The organism is Catellatospora sp. NPDC049111 (genome assembly GCF_040648615.1).
GTDB lineage: Bacteria > Actinomycetota > Actinomycetes > Mycobacteriales > Micromonosporaceae > Catellatospora > Catellatospora aurea.
Window position 1 is genome coordinate 243,674 of the sequence record NZ_JBEZEB010000004.1, and the last position, 15,798, is coordinate 259,471.

Annotated in this window: 10 protein-coding genes; 1 reads left to right on the forward strand and 9 read right to left on the reverse strand. The window is 68.3% G+C overall.

Going from position 1 to position 15,798, the window contains the following annotated elements:
- Nucleotides 1-134: 134 nt before the first annotated feature.
- Genes AB0B66_RS08240 through AB0B66_RS08265 form a run of 6 tightly spaced genes read right to left on the reverse strand, consistent with a single transcriptional unit; the run spans nucleotide 135 to nucleotide 11,643 of the window.
- Complete coding sequence (locus tag AB0B66_RS08240; protein ID WP_360524816.1) at nucleotides 135-2,210, reverse strand: hypothetical protein; 2,076 nt, start codon at nucleotides 2,208-2,210, stop codon at nucleotides 135-137.
- Complete coding sequence (locus AB0B66_RS08245) at nucleotides 2,207-4,534, reverse strand: AAA family ATPase (RefSeq protein ID WP_360524819.1); 2,328 nt, start codon at nucleotides 4,532-4,534, stop codon at nucleotides 2,207-2,209. Before AB0B66_RS08245 ends, AB0B66_RS08240 begins: the two co-directional genes overlap by 4 nt.
- A complete protein-coding gene (locus AB0B66_RS08250; protein WP_360524822.1) occupies nucleotides 4,534-6,111 on the reverse strand; it encodes a hypothetical protein in 1,578 nt (525 codons plus the stop codon). Before AB0B66_RS08250 ends, AB0B66_RS08245 begins: the two co-directional genes overlap by 1 nt.
- Nucleotides 6,092-9,568 (reverse strand): AAA domain-containing protein, encoded by a 3,477-nt coding sequence (locus tag AB0B66_RS08255; protein WP_360524825.1) that lies wholly within the window; start codon nucleotides 9,566-9,568, stop codon nucleotides 6,092-6,094. Before AB0B66_RS08255 ends, AB0B66_RS08250 begins: the two co-directional genes overlap by 20 nt.
- Nucleotides 9,565-10,965 carry a hypothetical protein gene (locus AB0B66_RS08260; RefSeq protein ID WP_360524828.1) on the reverse strand — a complete coding sequence of 467 codons (1,401 nt, stop codon included), beginning with the start codon at nucleotides 10,963-10,965 and terminating at the stop codon, nucleotides 9,565-9,567. The genes AB0B66_RS08255 and AB0B66_RS08260 overlap by 4 nt, the downstream gene beginning before the upstream one ends.
- A 21-nt stretch (nucleotides 10,966-10,986) precedes the next feature.
- Nucleotides 10,987-11,643 (reverse strand): VWA domain-containing protein, encoded by a 657-nt coding sequence (locus AB0B66_RS08265; protein WP_360524831.1) that lies wholly within the window; start codon nucleotides 11,641-11,643, stop codon nucleotides 10,987-10,989.
- Nucleotides 11,644-11,785: 142 nt separating this feature from the next.
- On the opposite strand from AB0B66_RS08265, the gene AB0B66_RS08270 reads away from it, so the two are divergent.
- Entirely contained in the window at nucleotides 11,786-12,091 is a 306-nt protein-coding gene (locus AB0B66_RS08270) for a hypothetical protein (RefSeq protein WP_360524834.1), read from the forward strand.
- A 123-nt stretch (nucleotides 12,092-12,214) separates the two neighbouring features.
- Here AB0B66_RS08270 and AB0B66_RS08275 read toward each other — a convergent pair whose 3' ends face one another.
- The 3 genes from AB0B66_RS08275 to AB0B66_RS08285 are packed head-to-tail and all read right to left on the reverse strand — an operon-like array spanning nucleotide 12,215 to nucleotide 15,794.
- Nucleotides 12,215-12,904 carry a DUF6308 family protein gene (locus tag AB0B66_RS08275; protein WP_360524837.1) on the reverse strand — a complete coding sequence of 230 codons (690 nt, stop codon included), beginning with the start codon at nucleotides 12,902-12,904 and terminating at the stop codon, nucleotides 12,215-12,217.
- A gap of 47 nt (nucleotides 12,905-12,951) precedes the next feature.
- Nucleotides 12,952-13,347, reverse strand: coding sequence for a hypothetical protein (locus AB0B66_RS08280; protein WP_360524839.1), 396 nt, complete (start codon nucleotides 13,345-13,347; stop codon nucleotides 12,952-12,954).
- A complete protein-coding gene (locus AB0B66_RS08285) occupies nucleotides 13,344-15,794 on the reverse strand; it encodes an AAA family ATPase (RefSeq protein ID WP_360524842.1) in 2,451 nt (816 codons plus the stop codon). The genes AB0B66_RS08280 and AB0B66_RS08285 overlap by 4 nt, the downstream gene beginning before the upstream one ends.
- Nucleotides 15,795-15,798 lie beyond the last annotated feature (4 nt).

Genomic DNA, 15,798 nt, shown 5'->3' on the forward strand with positions numbered 1-15,798 from the left:
AACCTCCGCGACTTCCCGGTCCACGCACTCGACCCGCACGCGGTCGAAGCACTGCACCCTGACGACTTTCTGTGCGACCTCCTGGACGCGTCGCCCCGCCGCATCGTGCAGATCCTGCATCAGGAGCAACGCGCTCATCCCGTCGGCAAAGTGCATCTGGCACAGTTCCGCGACCCCTGCGCGTTTCCGCACTTGGCACACCAGGGACAGATGAAGATCCGATCGCGGACGACGCACGGCGCGGCCAGAAGATCGACGCTGAACTTCCGATCGATCTGGTCGCCGTCGAGTACATCAAGTCCGCTTCCGGCCGGGATGCCGATCAACGGATATGCGCGTTCGCACGAACGGCACAGCCTGATCTCCCACTCCGCTTTGCAGACCGGGCAATGGCAGTGATAGGTGCCGTCCTCGCGGAACTGGAAGGTCCGCTCTGGCTGCGGAGATGTCGCACCGCACTGTGGGCAGGTGGTGAGTTCCTTGGTCCGCTCCACCCCCGCCTGGATGTCCTCCCAGGCTGATCGCAGAAGTTCCTGGGCACTGTCCCGTCGGTTTCCCCGCATCACCTCGGTCCAGGCCGTCGACGAGCGGGTTCGGGCTGCGGCGAGCTCGTGTTCGGCAGGGATGCGGTGTACGACGAACCCGGTCGGCGTGGCGGACAACCAGTCGGCCACGGTCGCGATCGACCGTGCCAACGCCGGCTCACACGGCACCTGCTGGGGGTACGCCGAGAGGCGGTGGTGTTCCAGGAACCATCGCAGGGCCCGGGCGAGCCGGACGACGCTGTCAATCTCGAGCGGGGAGACAGGTATCGCCCACACGTTCTCCGGGCGGTGCTCGGGCGCCGGCGCCCCGGGTGACTCGAAGGCGCGTAGCCGCGTGTGCGTCGCCAGGGCGGCCCGTTGCTCGCGAGTTCCGGGGTAGAGCACCAGCGTCGGCACCGATGGCTGAGCGTGTGAGATCGCTTCCAGTTCGGCGCTCGCCCCGGCGGGTGAAGCAGTCAGCGAGTCCGGTAGCGCCACGACGCGGACCAGAGGCTTGTCATCGATGCAGAGGCACAGCACGTTGCCCTCGTCGTGGACGAGCGTCACCTTCGTCGTGCCGTACAGGTAGGTCGCGGGCCGCGACACCGTGGTCGATGCGGACTCGGCTGCGCCGATCTCGTCCAGCGCGCGAACCACCAGGACCTCGACGTAGGCCGCAAACCCCTGGCACCACCGTTGGAACTGCCGCCGCCGCTCGTCGGCGGAGCCGGCGTTGGTCCGTGTTGCCGTCCAACGGTGCCACAGTTCGGCGACGCCCCGGTAGCGCTCGTCGTTGGTGAGAAGGTTCGTGGTCCGCAGTGTCGCGCCGAGGGACGCGCGCCGGTCGACTCCGCGCCACACCGGCGACGAACGGACCGCGGACACTCTGGTGCGCAGGTCGTCCAGTTCTGCGATGCGCCGGGTGGCTTCCTCCCGCCAGCCGTTTTGGTCGATGAGATCGGCCACGAGTTCCCAGAGGCGCTCGCCGCCCTTCCGCCATGGTCGGGTGCTCAGGTCGTCGACATACTGCTGGATGTCGCTCAGCATTTCGCTGATGCCGCGGATCTGGCCGATCCTCATGGTGAGGAATCGTCGGCTCTGGTCGCCGAGGTGTGCGGCGACCCGATTCTCGTACAGGTCGAGGTCGCCCTCGCGCTCTGGACTCAGCACCCTTTCGGGACGTACGCCGTCAGGTCGCAGGGTGGACCAGTCCTCGCTGTGCGCGGCTAGATAGGCGAGGGAACGCGGTGTGACCAGCCGTGCTCGCGATACCGGCAGCAGCCGGTCGACCCGCCGCACCCGGCCGGCCGGGCGGAAACATACGGCGAGCAGGAAGCGCCTGTGCTCGGCGATCACGAACTCGAACGGGTGCCTGTCCAGGGCGAGACGGGCTGCGGCACCGTCGAGCAGTGGAGACACGTCGCTCAGCGCGGCGTGTGCGGCATTCTTGTGGCGTAGCGCGGCCACCCTCTCGCCGATGGTGATCACCGCCTGCATCGTCACTGCGTCAACCGGGGCGGCATCCTCTCGGCCCGGTTCGGCGTCGTGAAAGTGGCCTGGAGCCGTCCCGTTGAGCGCATGTTCGGCATCGGGCACGGACATCAGTCGACCCAGCGCGATGCGTCCGGCACTGGTCGGGGTGGAGCGGCCCGAGATCCGGTCGATGATCTTCTCCGGCGGCATCATGCGCCGCCCAGGTGCCGGATGACGTCATCGAGGAGCGCCAGCGACTGTGTCGGGTCGTCCTCTGCGGTGTGCTTGGACCACATGATCGGCAGGTCGTCACGCAGGCGTTTGACCATGTCGATGTTCAGTTCGTAACGCCCCTTGAGCTTTCGGAGGATCTTGGTGGCGAGGATGTGGTCCGTGGCTTCGCCAATGGAACCACCTGCTGCCATGACCACGGGAAGTGACCGGTCGAGTTGGCGGTTGAGCCGACTTCCCCATGCGATCCGGAAGTCTGCCGCGAGGCGGTCGGCGATCGTCGTCGACAGGAACGCCTTGGTCCTGTTCGCCTCGTCGGCGTAGGAAACTGCGGCGGCATCGAATGCCGCCTGCAGTGCCGTGAAGCTCAGCGGCGGGAGTGGATCCACGAGGCGGCCGCCGAACTCCACCGGCTTGGCGGGCAGCTCGGTCACATGCGCCCGGTCGTAGGTCTTGTCGGCGAACGAGACCGTGGTCTCATCGTGGTTGGCCGTGCCCACGAAGTGGACGTATTTCGGCAGCGGCAACAGTCGCCCTTCCCGCAGCAATCGCGGCGACGGGTCGACCGACGAACTCATCAAGACCAGGTCAGGTATCGCAGGCGTGCCGTACGTGTGCTCGAGTGCCGAGAGCACGTCGTTGAAATACTGCTCGGGGTGGGAGAGGTTCATCTCGTCCAGCACGATGAACGTCGGCTGAGCCGCGAACTGCGGGGTCTGTGCCCGGTACAGCGCCTTGGTGAACTCGGACTCGTAGAAGCGACGCTCGAAGGCGTTGTAGTAGCCCATGAGGTCCTGGGGCGTGCGCCAGTCGGCGCCGATCGAGACCACGGTGCAGTGTGCTCCGATCGCCTCGGCGAACCGCTGCGGTAGTTGTGTCTTGCCGATACCGCTGAGGCCCTGCAGCAGGTGCAGCTGGCTGGAAGCCAGGCCCGCGAGGAAGGACCGCAGATCGGCCTCGTTGTAGAAGAGCGAATGCTGCTGCCGGATCAGATCCCGCACTCGGGTGACGAGATCAGCGAGCGGCGGCACCGTGTCGGCCAGATCCTCACGCTCATCGGCGTGAAGTTCGTCCATCTTCGAGCACGACGGGAACGCCGAGGCGCCCTCCTTGCGCTCCACGAGCTGGCGCCAGTCGGCCTTCTGCTCCTCGACCACGCTGCGGTAGGCGGCGATCTCAGCCTCCATCGCCTCTCTGGTGACGGTGAGGCGCTCCAACGAGGTGGCGGTGATCGAGTGTGCCGACAGCTGCCGCTGCAACCTCTCGTTGTCTGCCGAGTAGACCAGGCAGGTCTCACGCAGGCGGTCCACCTCCTCCTGCAGCGCGGCCAACTTGTGTGCGGTCTCATCCGGCGCGGCCATCCTGAGCCGTCGCAGCTCGGTGCCGTCGGCGCGCAGTTTTTGCAACTCGTCGAGCACCTCCTCGGGCTCTTGGTTGCCAAAGGCCCGCATCAGCCGCTCGTACTCCGCGATCCGGCGGCTGTGCTGTTCGGCGTTCTGCGACGCGATTTCGTACAGCTTTTGCATGTGGTCGGCCCGCAGCTGGGCTTCTTGCACCGCGGCGGCGACAGCAATGGTGATGCGGCGCTCGTATAGCTCCTTCGTGTCGGCCAAGTCCTCCTCCCGGACCCGCAGGCCCCGCTCCAGGTCACGAAGCCGCCTGCTCTGCTCGTCGAGGTCGGCTCTGTCCTGGTCGACCTGCTGCCGTTCGGCCGCGAGAACCTCGTGCAGCCGGCTCTGCTGCCGGGCCAGCTCCTGGTCCAGGTCCTGTTGCGCGAGGTCGAAGCGGCCTCGGACAGCGGAGAGCTCGGCCCTCGCCTGGCTGATCACGGTCTCTTTGGCACGCTCCTGCTCGAGGGCGAACGCCGTCTCGCGGGCGAGCAGGTTCTCGTCCCGAGCATCGATCTCCGCCAAGCGCGCCAGGCGCTCCTGCTCCTTCACGGCCTGCTCGTGTTCCAGCTCGGCAAGGCCGGCTCGGGTCGCCTCGTCGGCGGACGCCCGCTCCACCATCTCCTGTTCCCGCCGCTGCAGCTCCTGCTCGCGTGCGTCGTGGTCGGCGATTGCCCGCTCGTAGGCCATCCTCGTTCGAACAGCGCTCGTCCAGAGGTCGCGTACCTCGTCAAGAGAGGTGTCGTCCGCCGGGGGCAGGTCGATAGTGGGGGCGGCTCCCAGCTGCTCGACCACCAAGGCGATGCCTGCGGTGATCTCCGCGGCCAGCGTGGACGGTCCAGCCGGCTTGTCCTGCGGGGGCCGTGGGACCGGGGTGGTCAGCGGACGTCGCTGCTTCTTGTTCGGGCCCTTGGCCATCAGAAAGTGGTCCTCTCGTGTCGTGGCTGGGGCAGGCGGGTGAGTGCCGTGGTCGCGCAGGCCGCTGCCTGGCGGCACCAGTCCGTGTCATGCGGGTTCGTGGCATCGCGACTGGCGTGCGCGCCGCGGTTGCGCAGCTGGTTGAGGGTTGCGATGACGACCGGCAGGTCCGGCTGCTGCTGTGCCATGGCCCGCAGCGGATGGTCGGGGTACTCGGTGGCGGCCAGCAGCGACAGCACACACATTGCCTTGACGAACGCTCGCTCGCTCGACTCCTGGGTCTTTCTGAGCTCCTGGTCCTTGACACCGGTGTAGAACGTGGTGACCTGGTGGAAGCCGATACTCTGCGCCGCCTTCTCCAGCAATGCACGACGCAGCTGGAGGTTGCCCATGTAAGAGTCGAACAGTGCCGGGCTGAGCGGGTACATGCGTAGCAGGCGTTTGAACAGGACCTCGTACAGGCGCAGCGCCGTGTGCGCGATCCGTTCCACGGCCTCGTCTCGCGCGGTCCCGGCCACGGCCATCTCCAACTCGATCATCAGATCGAAGGCATCCTCGTCATCGCGGATCTGCTGACCGAACTCCTGCACGAGGTTCAGCTCCAGCAGCGCGCGCAGTTCTCGGTCTGCCGTCTGGTAGCGGTTGCTGGCCTGGGCGATCTCCGCCTTCGTACGTGCCTGCACCTGCGCGTCGAGCGATCCGTCGGCGCGGCCGAAGCGGAAGACCAGGCTTTGGAAGAACTCGCTCGGGCCGAGCCCGAACGGGTCGTGTGCGGTCCATGCCTCGGCGGTCTCGATGGCGGAGTCATTGCCCCGCACCTCGATGAATCCCAGCAGGTAGACCGGCACGGGATCGTTGAGGAAGGCCACCCGCAGCAGTTCGGGTGAGTCTGGGAACTCCGAGGCACGGGGTTGGGCGACTTCCTGCGGCGCGATACTCATGGCGCGGAGCCCGGCTCGGCGCTCGAACTCGGCCATCCGAAAGTGCTCATGGGCGGCGCGGCTGGCGGAAGCGGCCTCGACCACCCGCGCCGGGCTGGGGCGGACCGGGGCCCGATGGGGTGGTCGTACCCTGCGCGCCCGCGCGCGGTCAGACCTGCCGGCGGTGGCGAGCTCCAGTTCGACGCCTTCGCCGGCCACCCCTACGACGTAAGCCTCGTTGAGGTTCTCGACGACGCGTGGCCAGACGTCTCCGGTGAACGGGTCCTCGAAGACGTAGCAGACCTGCCATTCCGGTGTCAGCGCCGAGACTCCCGTACGGAGCGCCTCACGTCCGGTCTCGGTGACCTCCGAACGCGCATTGAGCCGCCCGGATGCCATTGACTGCTCCATGATGTGCGCACAGAGGCGAGCATCCAGCTTGATCATTTTTCCGATCTCGCCAGGCTGGCGCATCCCGGTCTCGCACAGGGCCAGCACCACCCGCTCGAAGACGTCCAAGCCGCGCTGCTTGAGCACCGGTGCGGTCACACGGTAGGCCCATGCCGGCCACAGGACAGAGAAACGGGTGTCGGCGGGCAGCGGCGAGGCGTAGCTCAGGACGCGTGCACGGCCCCACTCAGGAGACGAAGACTCCATGCGGTCCACCTCCTCGACATATGCGCAGGAAGTCCGACACCGGGCCCAGCGCGGCGGGTGTCTGCGGCCCGTCGAACATGGCCGCCGCGCCGACCGCGATGAGGACCCGCTGCTGTCGGCTCATCGCGACGCAGAGCCGGTTGATCAGTGTCAGGTGCCCGTAGCGTCGAGCGGCCCAGCGATGGTATTCCGGACTCGCCGGGTCGGGCACGACCCCATGACGTGGGCTGCATCGCGTCATGGACAGCAGGACGATGTCGAACTCCTTGCCCTGGAAAGCGTCGACGGTGCCGACCATCAGCCGGTCGAGTCGCTCACCGGAGCTTTTGTAGCGCAGCCGCTCGACGGGCTCGTAACCCTGGCCGGCGCGGGTGAGCAGCTCCTGCGCGGCGAGCTGCCGGTAGATCTCTTTGACCTGCCCGGAGTAGAACGAGATGACTCCGATGGTCAGGTCGGGAGCTTCGTCGACCAGGCGTTTGACCTCGGCGGCTACCGCCTGGGCCTCGGCGACCCTGGACTTGCTGCGCTCACCGCTTTCCGGTCCGGCCTGCGGCGGTACGTCCAGCCACACCGCCACGGCGTCGCCGTACCGGGGAAGATGGTGTACGAAGTCCGCATCGGGCCTGACGGAGTCGAGCTTGCCTCCGTAGAAGTTTCGGCTCACGAACTGGCCCAGTACCTGGTGCATCCGGAACTGGGTGTCGAGGGTGACGACTCGGGCGACCGGTGAGCCAGGTCGGTTCAACGACTCGAATAGACGCTGGAACAGGCTCTCCGACAGGAGTCTGCGCATGTCGGGCTCGAACTCTCGTTCCACGTCCGGTTCGAGCATCTGCGGCAGCTGATTGTGGTCACCGACCAGGATGATGCGGCGCCCGGCGTGAATGAGCGGGATCATCAGGTCGAGCGGGTTCGCTCGCGCCGCCTCGTCGACGATCACCGTGTCGAAGATGATGTCGTCGACCCGTGACTCACCTTTGACCCGCGCCATCCCCGGTGAGGCGACCTGCTGGCAGGTCGCGGCGTAGGAGGCGGTGTACTCGCGCAACGTCCAGTCGACGGCGGCCGGGTCACCGTGGATCGCCTCGCGATAGTCCAGCAGGGCCAGCGCCAGTCCGTCGCCTGGCGACTCGGCGACCCGCTGGGCCATCTCGTCCATGAGCTCTTCCAGCAGCTGCCGTAGTGCCGGATCGACCGTGGCGGCCGGACTGGGGCCGTTAGGCTGTGCCAGCATCTCCAGCAGGGCGGTCTGGGCCGGTTCGAGGTCCGCCAAGAACGGTGGCGGCTCCGCCTCGCCCCATGCGGCCGCGGCGGCCAGCAGGGCCGCCGTCGTGGCAGGGAGCTCGACGTCGGCGAGGGCTGTTACCCGGCGCAGTGCCTTGGCTGCGGCAGCCGGACCGTCGTCAAGAAACGCCGTCGCCGTGACCCGCAGGCCACGTACGGCGACGATGGCAAGCTCTTCGGCGTCAGAGCCCCAGGCATGCGGCTTGGGGGCACGGGTGAGCAGCAGCTGGTGGCGTAGCCGGTCCACGAGCCGATCCGAGGCCAAGCCGTCGGCCAGCTGGATGATCTCCTGCAGCATCGACTCGGTCGCTGCCAGGTCTGTCGGTGCGAGAAGGTAACCAGCGGCGAGCCCGGCCGCACGGCGAAGTGCGACGACACCCGGGCCTGCGGGGCTCTGGCGCAGCCGGTCGTCGAGGTGCTCGATCGTCGCCGTGCGCCAGCGGTCGATCTGGACCGTCGCGCCGCGGTCGGTACGGTCGACCTTGTTCGCCGGCAGCCCGAAGACCGTCGACCGTTGGACCAGTTCGTCGACCGCCGCATGCTGGTAGCTGGTGAGCAGCATGCTGCCACGCAGCTGTGCGAAGCCGCGTCCCGACTCGGCGAGCCGTGCCTGCAGCGCGGCGATCAGCTGCGTCTTGCCGGTGCCCGGGGGACCCTGGATGATCGCGATGTCCGGAGTATTCAGCGCGACATCGAGCGCGCGCTGCTGCGCCAAGGTCGGCCTGCCCCCCTTGAAACAGGCCCAGGCCGCGTCGGATTTCGGGTCGATCCACCTGGTCGGCGGCGGAGCCGGGACCGGATCCCCCTCCAGAAGGGTCAGTAGGTTCGGGATACGGGTGCGGCCCTTCAGGATGCGGTCGAAAGCCTCCCGGCGGCGCATCAGACGCCGCCGGTCGCCGCGGAAGGCCCGGTAGAGGAAACCGGAGTTCGGTGGCTGGACGATTGGCTGGCCGAGCTTGGCATTGGAGTTGGCCATCATCCGCAGGTCGATCGTGCTGGCCTCGGTGCTGGCCGCGACGACGGTCCCGCTGACGTGGTCGGCGGGAAGCTGGTCGTCGAGCAGGCCCCAGTCGTGCTCGGCCGCCGGTTCCCGAAGCAGAGCGCTCGGTAGCTCAGCGGACGCCTCGAGCTCCATAGGCTCGTCGTCGCCGACGTCAGCCAGGTCGAGAAGTGACAGCCGACCGTCGTCGGGCCCGGTCGGCACACTGACGTGGAACCTCAGCACGCCGTCGTGACGACGGGCGACACGCTCGAACTTCAGGTACCCGCTGTCACGGACCCGCCGATGGGCCCACCAGCTCTCCTTGCGGTTGTACGAGTTCCACATGGCCAAGAAACCTTCGCCTGACGCGAGCTTCGCGAGCTGGTGTTTCATCTCCTCGCGCAGGATCGTGGCGCGAGAGACGTCGGCGAAGGTCACCGCGCGCTCGACCAGCCTGAGCGGGCCCTGCTGCGTGTCGTGCCCACGGAGCACCACACGGCTGAGCATCACCCGGTTGTCGACGATGCGAACGTCTGCCGACAGACCGCGGCCGTGGATGCGGAAACCGACCGGTTCGTCGGCGCTGCGCCTGGGTCCAGCCGAGATCACGATCCGGTCGGGCGACCCGGCGGCCGCTCCCGGGCGCGGCGGAAGCACCAGGCGGTCCCGCAGCCAGGCCAATGCCCACTCCTGAGACCGGCGGCGATGGCGGTCTTCCGCCGCACGGTGGATCGAGGCGAATTCCTTGTCGGTGACGCCGATGGTCAGCGGCTGGTCGGTCGGCCCCTTGTCGTATACGTAGATGTTGAGGTCCAGCCGCGCCCAGCGTGAGCCTCGCGGCTGGGGGTCCAGGACCAGCACCATGGCGACCCGGCTGCGCACCTGCTGCATCACCTGCCGCAGGGTGTCGTCATCGGTGGTCGTGAACCCGGAGGCCATGGCGCTCCTGCCGTCGATCTCGACGACGACGCCGCCCCCGGGGCTGCGGGTCAGCACGGCCTCGGTCCTGTCGGCGACCACCGACGGCGGTGCGCCATGCAGCTGCCATTCCAGGGACACCAGGGTCGCCGCGCCCGGCAGTGGCGCGAGCGGCGGTCCCGACGAGCCGGCCGCAGCTTGGTTGGCGGGTGGTCTCGACTGGCCGGAGCCGGCGCCGGCGGGCCGACGACCGCGGGAGGACGGCCTGGTCATCGATCGGTCCCCCTGGTGAGGCGATGGAATCGGAGAAGTCGGTGCGGCTCGTACAGTGAGCCGAAGTGGAGCTCCCAGATCGCACCTGACCGTCCGGGCAGCTCGGATTCATGGCCCGGCTCGACGGGCAGGTGGGGCCCCCCGCCCGGACCGACGATCCACAGCGGCCGGTCCCATCGGTTGACGGCAGTGAGTCCTCCGGCGCTACTGAACCGGATGGTGGCGAGGACCCGTTCCGGCTCCGCTGCGGCGGGCAGGACGGCTCGGGCTGAGATCGACGTCTCCGCCTCCTGCTGGACCAGCACCGCCCGGCGCAGCGGCGCGGTGCCTGAGACGTTCGAGCCCGTTGGGGGCACGTGGGCGAAGGCCGCCGCCACATAGGCCGCCGGAGCCGGTGCCGCGCACCACGGGCACGTGGCCTTGTCGCCGTAGAACGAGGCTGAGCACTGCTCGCACACGAGTGTCATGTCGGCCGCCTCGAAGAGCTTCGAACACCACTCGCCCACCGTCGGCCGCGCGGTGCGGTCGTTGAGACCGGACTCGAACGCACGCCGGGACAGCGTCTGAAGGCCGGGGGTGAGCACCTTGGCTCGCGAGATGCCGAAACGGGAGCGGTTGGTGGGATCGGACGTGTGGTCGATCCACGGAAGCCGCCCGGCGAAGGCCTCCTCCTCCAACTCAGGTTCACCGTCATGGACGGGGTCGCCGATGAGGGGATGCTGGGCGGTCAGGGTATGGAACGCCATCACGGCGAACGCGAAGGCGTCGCTCAGACTTGTCACACCGAGGCGGCCGGAACTCACCTCGGGTGCGGCGTACCCCGGCGTGACGTAGGCGCCACCACGCAGGTCGGAGGCTACGGCGATGTTGTCGACGTCGATCAGGTACACCTGCTCGAAATCGAGGGACTCCGAGACCATCACGTTCACCGGCGAAGGATCGCCGTAGCACAGACCACGTGAGTGCAACTGCGCGAGGCCCGCCGCCAGGCGGCCCAGCAGGCGCAACCTGCGTCGCAACCCGCCTGTGCGCGCGTACCACCTGGCCAGGTCTTCGCGGCCGCGCGGCGTCATCAGATCTCGCAGCGCGACCATGTCTGCCAACATGGCCATCGTGTAGCCGAGGGTCGGCGGCCGCAGCAGTGCGATGGGCCGTGCCAGGGGCAGGCCGCCGAGGTCGAGCAGCCGCACCGCCCGCAACCGGGCCGCCAGACGCTGGGCCGCAGCCTGGTCACGGCTGTGCAGCAGCTTGACGGCCACTCGACCCCCCGTGGCCTCCCACACCTCTCCCTGCCCACCGGCGCCAAGTCGTCGGACGAGTGTGATGGGTTGGTTATCCTCCGTGTGCACCGTGACCTGCAGCCCGCTCGTGTGCCAGGTCGGCGTGTCGGTCGACATGCGCTCCGCTCCCGCTTGTGATCAGTTCATGAAGTCGAGCAGGTCGTCGTTGTTGACCCGGCCGCTGCGCACCTGCGTGGTGACCGTGGCCGTGACCCAGTCGAAGAAGCGAGGGAGTTCGTGGACCTGGTCGGCGCGAGCCACGGGGATCCTCGGGTCACCGATGAAGGCCTCCAGGATCGCGAAGTCGTCCTGGTCCATGTCCCGCCCCACGCTCACCGCCAGCCGCAGCGACCTGCTCCCACGTCCGGAATTCAGTAGCCGCATCAGCTGCTCCCGCCATCCGTCGGTCGGCTTGCCGTCGGAGACGAGCACGATGGTGGGACGGAAGGCCCGGCGGGGGACCACCGACTCATCCTCGACGAGCGACGTGACCAGTTCCAAGGCCGCGCCGAGCGGTGTCCGCCCGGCGGCGACCATGTCCTGCCAACCGGTGTCGGTCATCGGGGAGAGCGGGCGATGAAGCGTTGCTCCGCCCAGGCCGAAAGTGATGACAGAGGCCCAGATCTCGCCGCGGATCGAGTCCTCGGCGGCGAAGGTCCGCAGCATCGTCGCGATGCTCTCGTTGAGGACCTTGATCTTCTCGCCGTCCATGCTGCCGCTGACATCGGCCAAGATGAATACGGGTAGAGGGCGTGGCTGCTGGACGAGCGGGCGTTGCGGTGCTGGTTCAGTCATGGCAATCCTACGATCCATATCGGATGGACAAGCGGGCAGAACGTTTCAGGATTCCGATTGCCGGCAGGTATGTCAAGCTGCTGGTACCGATCGAATGATCCTGCGTCGGGCCTGTTCCAGGTGTCGTCGAAGGGGTCAGCGAGTGTTCGTACTGGGCGTCTTCAAGGTCGCGGAGTTGCCGGGAGGAGTCATCTACCGCTGGGAGGCCGACGGCGGCGGTACGGCCGCAGGCTTCGTGCTGTTCGAACCGGAAGTTCCGGCAGTCAGACCATGCATCGAGGAGGGGGCCGTCCAGGGTGACCTGTTGATATCCGGCCCGCACTTGGTGGTCAGCGGACATGATCCCTTCTCGGACCGGCTCCAGGTGGTACGCGTCGCCGGCGCGATCATCACGAAGTTTCTGCAGCTCAGCGAGCCACCGGAGACCGCGCACAAGTACTACGCCTGAACCAGGCGCTGGTTCGGGAAGCTCCGGTGCCGTTCTTCAAGCGGCGTTCTGTGTGATCGGTGGCGATCGCGAACACCTGTTTGACGGGACATAGGGTCCCGCCGCGCGATGTGGGAAGGGGTGTCATGCGCGCCACGCCGTACAGTTCGGTCGCGAGGGGACTTCGGCAAGGTTGAATCCGGAGCAGCCTGCGTTGGTGTGAACCCGCCGGTGGAACATCCATAGCACGACGTCGAGCACCCGGATCGCGGACGCGGGTTCAGGCAGGTCCGCGTCCGTACGCAGCTTGGCGAGACGGCCTAGCAGCGCTCCGCCGTCGGTTCGGAGTTGGTGGTGCAGCCAAGTCCAGAACTCATGCTGCGGCGGGTTGAGCACGCATCCGACGACAGCGTCGTACACGGGAATGAGCCGCGGGCGCTTGCGGGCCAGGAGCTTGCCCGCGATCACTGATCCGATACCGCGCTGGTCGGTGAGTTCATTCCACGCGGTCCTTGCCGGACTTTTGTCGTCTATCAGGCGGCCAGCGCCGTTGGTGCCGAGGTCGACGTCAGCCGGGATATCGCGTAGCAGCGCTGAGAGCCGCCTGCCCGGATCGCCTTCCAGTAGGCCGATCGCCGCTTCGGCCGGCACGTTGACGCTGAGCAGGCTCACGGCGACGATGTCGACCGGGGTGAACTCATGTGGATCCGGATCCGCGCCTTCGAGCCGGCCGAGTGATTCGAACCGCCTGCCGGACCAGCCGGTGTAGTAACAGCGCAATGCGTTCTCTGCCGACGGGTGATCGACAATGGCGAGCAGGTCCTGGTGGTCCATGCGGTGGTGTGCCTCCTTTGCGGAGATCTGTTCGGCCGGTGTCGGCGTTAGCTGTTTGTCGAAGGGGCCACGGTGCCGGACATGATGTCCCGCAGTGCCGCGACGACCGTGTTGACGTCGTCACACAGTCGCCGCAGTTCCCTGGCGGTCAGGGCGAGTTCGTAGCTGTGCTGGTGGCCGGCGCGCGACAGGCAGGCCCAGGCTTGGCTGGCCTGGCGGCTGACGTCCCTGGTGGCGTAGCCGCCGAGCAGCAGTAGCTGGGCTCTGCGCGAGCGGACCTGAGTCACCGGCGGGCAGGTCCCGGCCCAGAACGCGGTCAGCTCGTTTTCCAATGCGAGCCGGATGAGCCAGGCGCAGGCTCGCGGCCAGGTGCCGCGGGTGCCGGGGACGACGTCGGTGAGCAGCCGCTCGGCGGCGGCCAGGTAGGTGTCGGTGTGGTTCACCGGAGCTCCTTGACCAGGCGGGTGGTGTGCTGGACGAGTGTTTCGAGGGTGCCGTGCTGTGCACCGTGGACGTTCTCCTGGCATGCTTTGAACGCGTCGGCGGCCCAGGGCCCGATGCGGTTGAGCGCGGGCAGGACATCGCGGCCGCGTTGCTGGTCGTCGAACATCGCCAGGGCGACGGTCTGCGTGAGCGTCTGCGCGCGGTCGATCAGTTCCTCGATCTGCGCGTGTCGCTCGCCGCGGTGGATGCGGTGGCGCCGGATACGTTCGTGGCTGGCGGCCTCGATGGCTGAGCGGCAGAACCCGGCGACCACGGGTCGGCGTACGTCGTCGACGAGTTCGTTCGTCTTTGCCAGCGCGTTGGCGTCGTCGAGGTAGCGGCGAACCGGGTCGAGGTTCTTTCGCAGCTCGATCACGGAGCCTTCGCGTCGCTGCACCTCCCAGATGGTGGCGTCGATCTGGAGGCGGCGGACGGCTTCGGGCAGGCGGTTGTCGTGGGTGAACACGATGACCTGGCGGTCGCGGGCCAGTTCGTCGAGGACCTGGGCCAGGCCGTCCACCTTCGACGGGTCCATGCTGTGCACCGGATCGTCGATGATCAGGAACTTGAACGGGCTGTCCTGGGCGCAGGCGCGCGGGAGGAACACCGCGAGACCGAGGGCCTGCAGTTCGCCTTGGCTCATGACGGCCATGGCCGAGGTGGCGGTGCCGTCGACGGTCACGGGAAAGGCGACGCGTCGGCGGGTGGTGGTCCCGTCCAGGCGCATGCCGGACAGCTCGACGTTGCTTTCCTGGCGCAGCCGGTCCCAGATCTGCTGCGACTGCGACGCGAACGGGGCCAGCCGGGCGGTACGGAGTTGTTCGGCGGCGTCCCGCAGCCATTCCCGCGCGGCCTTGAGCTGCGCCAGCAGCGGCTCGTCGGCGCTGGTGCCGCGGGCTTTGCCGAGCCAGTCCTGCAGCGCGGCGGCGTGGGCGCGCCAGGCGTCGTGGCGCTGGCGCAGCCACTCGGCCGCGGCGTCACGGGTGGCTGTCATCGCGTCGTACAGCCCGGGGTAGGCCGTGCTGATGTGGGTGGCGAGCTGTTGCGGGGTGGCATCGGCGGGGATCGCGGACCACTGCGCGAGTGCGTTGCGCAGCCGGCTGAGGTGCTCGCCAAGCGTGTCGGCGAGCATGTCATCGGCTGCGGCCAGGTGGCGGCCGCTGCCGAGCAGGGACCTCGCTTCGTTGCGGGCCTGGTCGAGTCGGCGGTCGGCTTGCCGGGTCTGTTCGGCGTCCGTGCGCATCCGGGCGAGGGCACTCGCGGCCTGGGCGTGCCAGTCGGCGTCGAGGGAGCCGGCCCCGCACACGGGGCAGGGTCCGTCGCCGTGCGTGTCGTGGTGGACGATGGCGAGGTCCAGCAGCGTGGCCAGCCGGTCGCTGGTCTTTCCGCGCTCGGCCTGCAACGCGCTCACGAGGTCGGCCGCGGCGGCGAGCTCCGCGGCGACGCCGATCGCGGACTGCGGTTCGGGAAGAAGCACAGTGGTCATGTGTCGGCAGGCGTCGGCGGCAGGGTCTGCTGCTCGATCGTCAGCGTCGGCGAGCAGTGTGTCGAGGGCCGCCAGGTCGGGTCGTCGCGCGGCCAGGATGGCGCATGCGGCGCGGGCCCGTTCGTCGCTGACGTCGGCGAGCCTGCGCAGCAGGTCCTCGCGGGCGGTCTTGACGGCGGTGACCCGTGCGTTGAGGTCGCGGCGGGCGCGCATGATGCGCTGGTCGGCGTCGGTGATGGGGTCGATGCCGAGGATGGGCGCGAGCGCGTCGAACAGGCCGCTGGGGGTCGCGGTCATGAGGCGGCCGAGGTCGCCGGCGGTGAGGAACGGCCGGTAGGTCTGCATGGGCTGGGTCCAGCCCAGCTTCTCGATGTCGGGGTAGGTGTTGCCGTGAGCGCTGATGCGGGTGACGGCCTGCCCGGGGTCGGTGTGTTCGGGCTGCCACGTCCGGGTGATGCGGATGGGTGTGGTGACGCCGTCGGCGCGTACCGTCACTTCTATGCTGCAGGGATCTGCGTGGTGTAGGTTGCGCCACCCGTCTCGGAAGACGCTGTTGCGTTCGGCCCAGCGTGCGCTGTCACCGGTGAGAGCGAGTTCGGCGGCTTCGGCGAAGCTGGATTTTCCGGATCCGTTGCGTCCCACGATCAGAGTCAAGCCGGCGTGGGGCTGCAGCCGCACGCTCGCGGAGGGGCCGACGCCGCGGAAGCCGGCGACGGTCACGGACTCGAGGTAGAGCGAGCTGGGACGGGGTGCGCGCGTGCCGGCGGGCATGGGCAGGTCGGCTTCAGCGCCGGCCATCGCTGCCGTGAGCTGGTCGTCGCCTGCATAGGCGCCGATGATCAGGCGGGTCACGTCGGGCCCCGGGCCGTCGGCGGCCAGCTTGTCGAGCACGAGTTGCTGCAGGGATTCGTCGGCGTCCACTGTG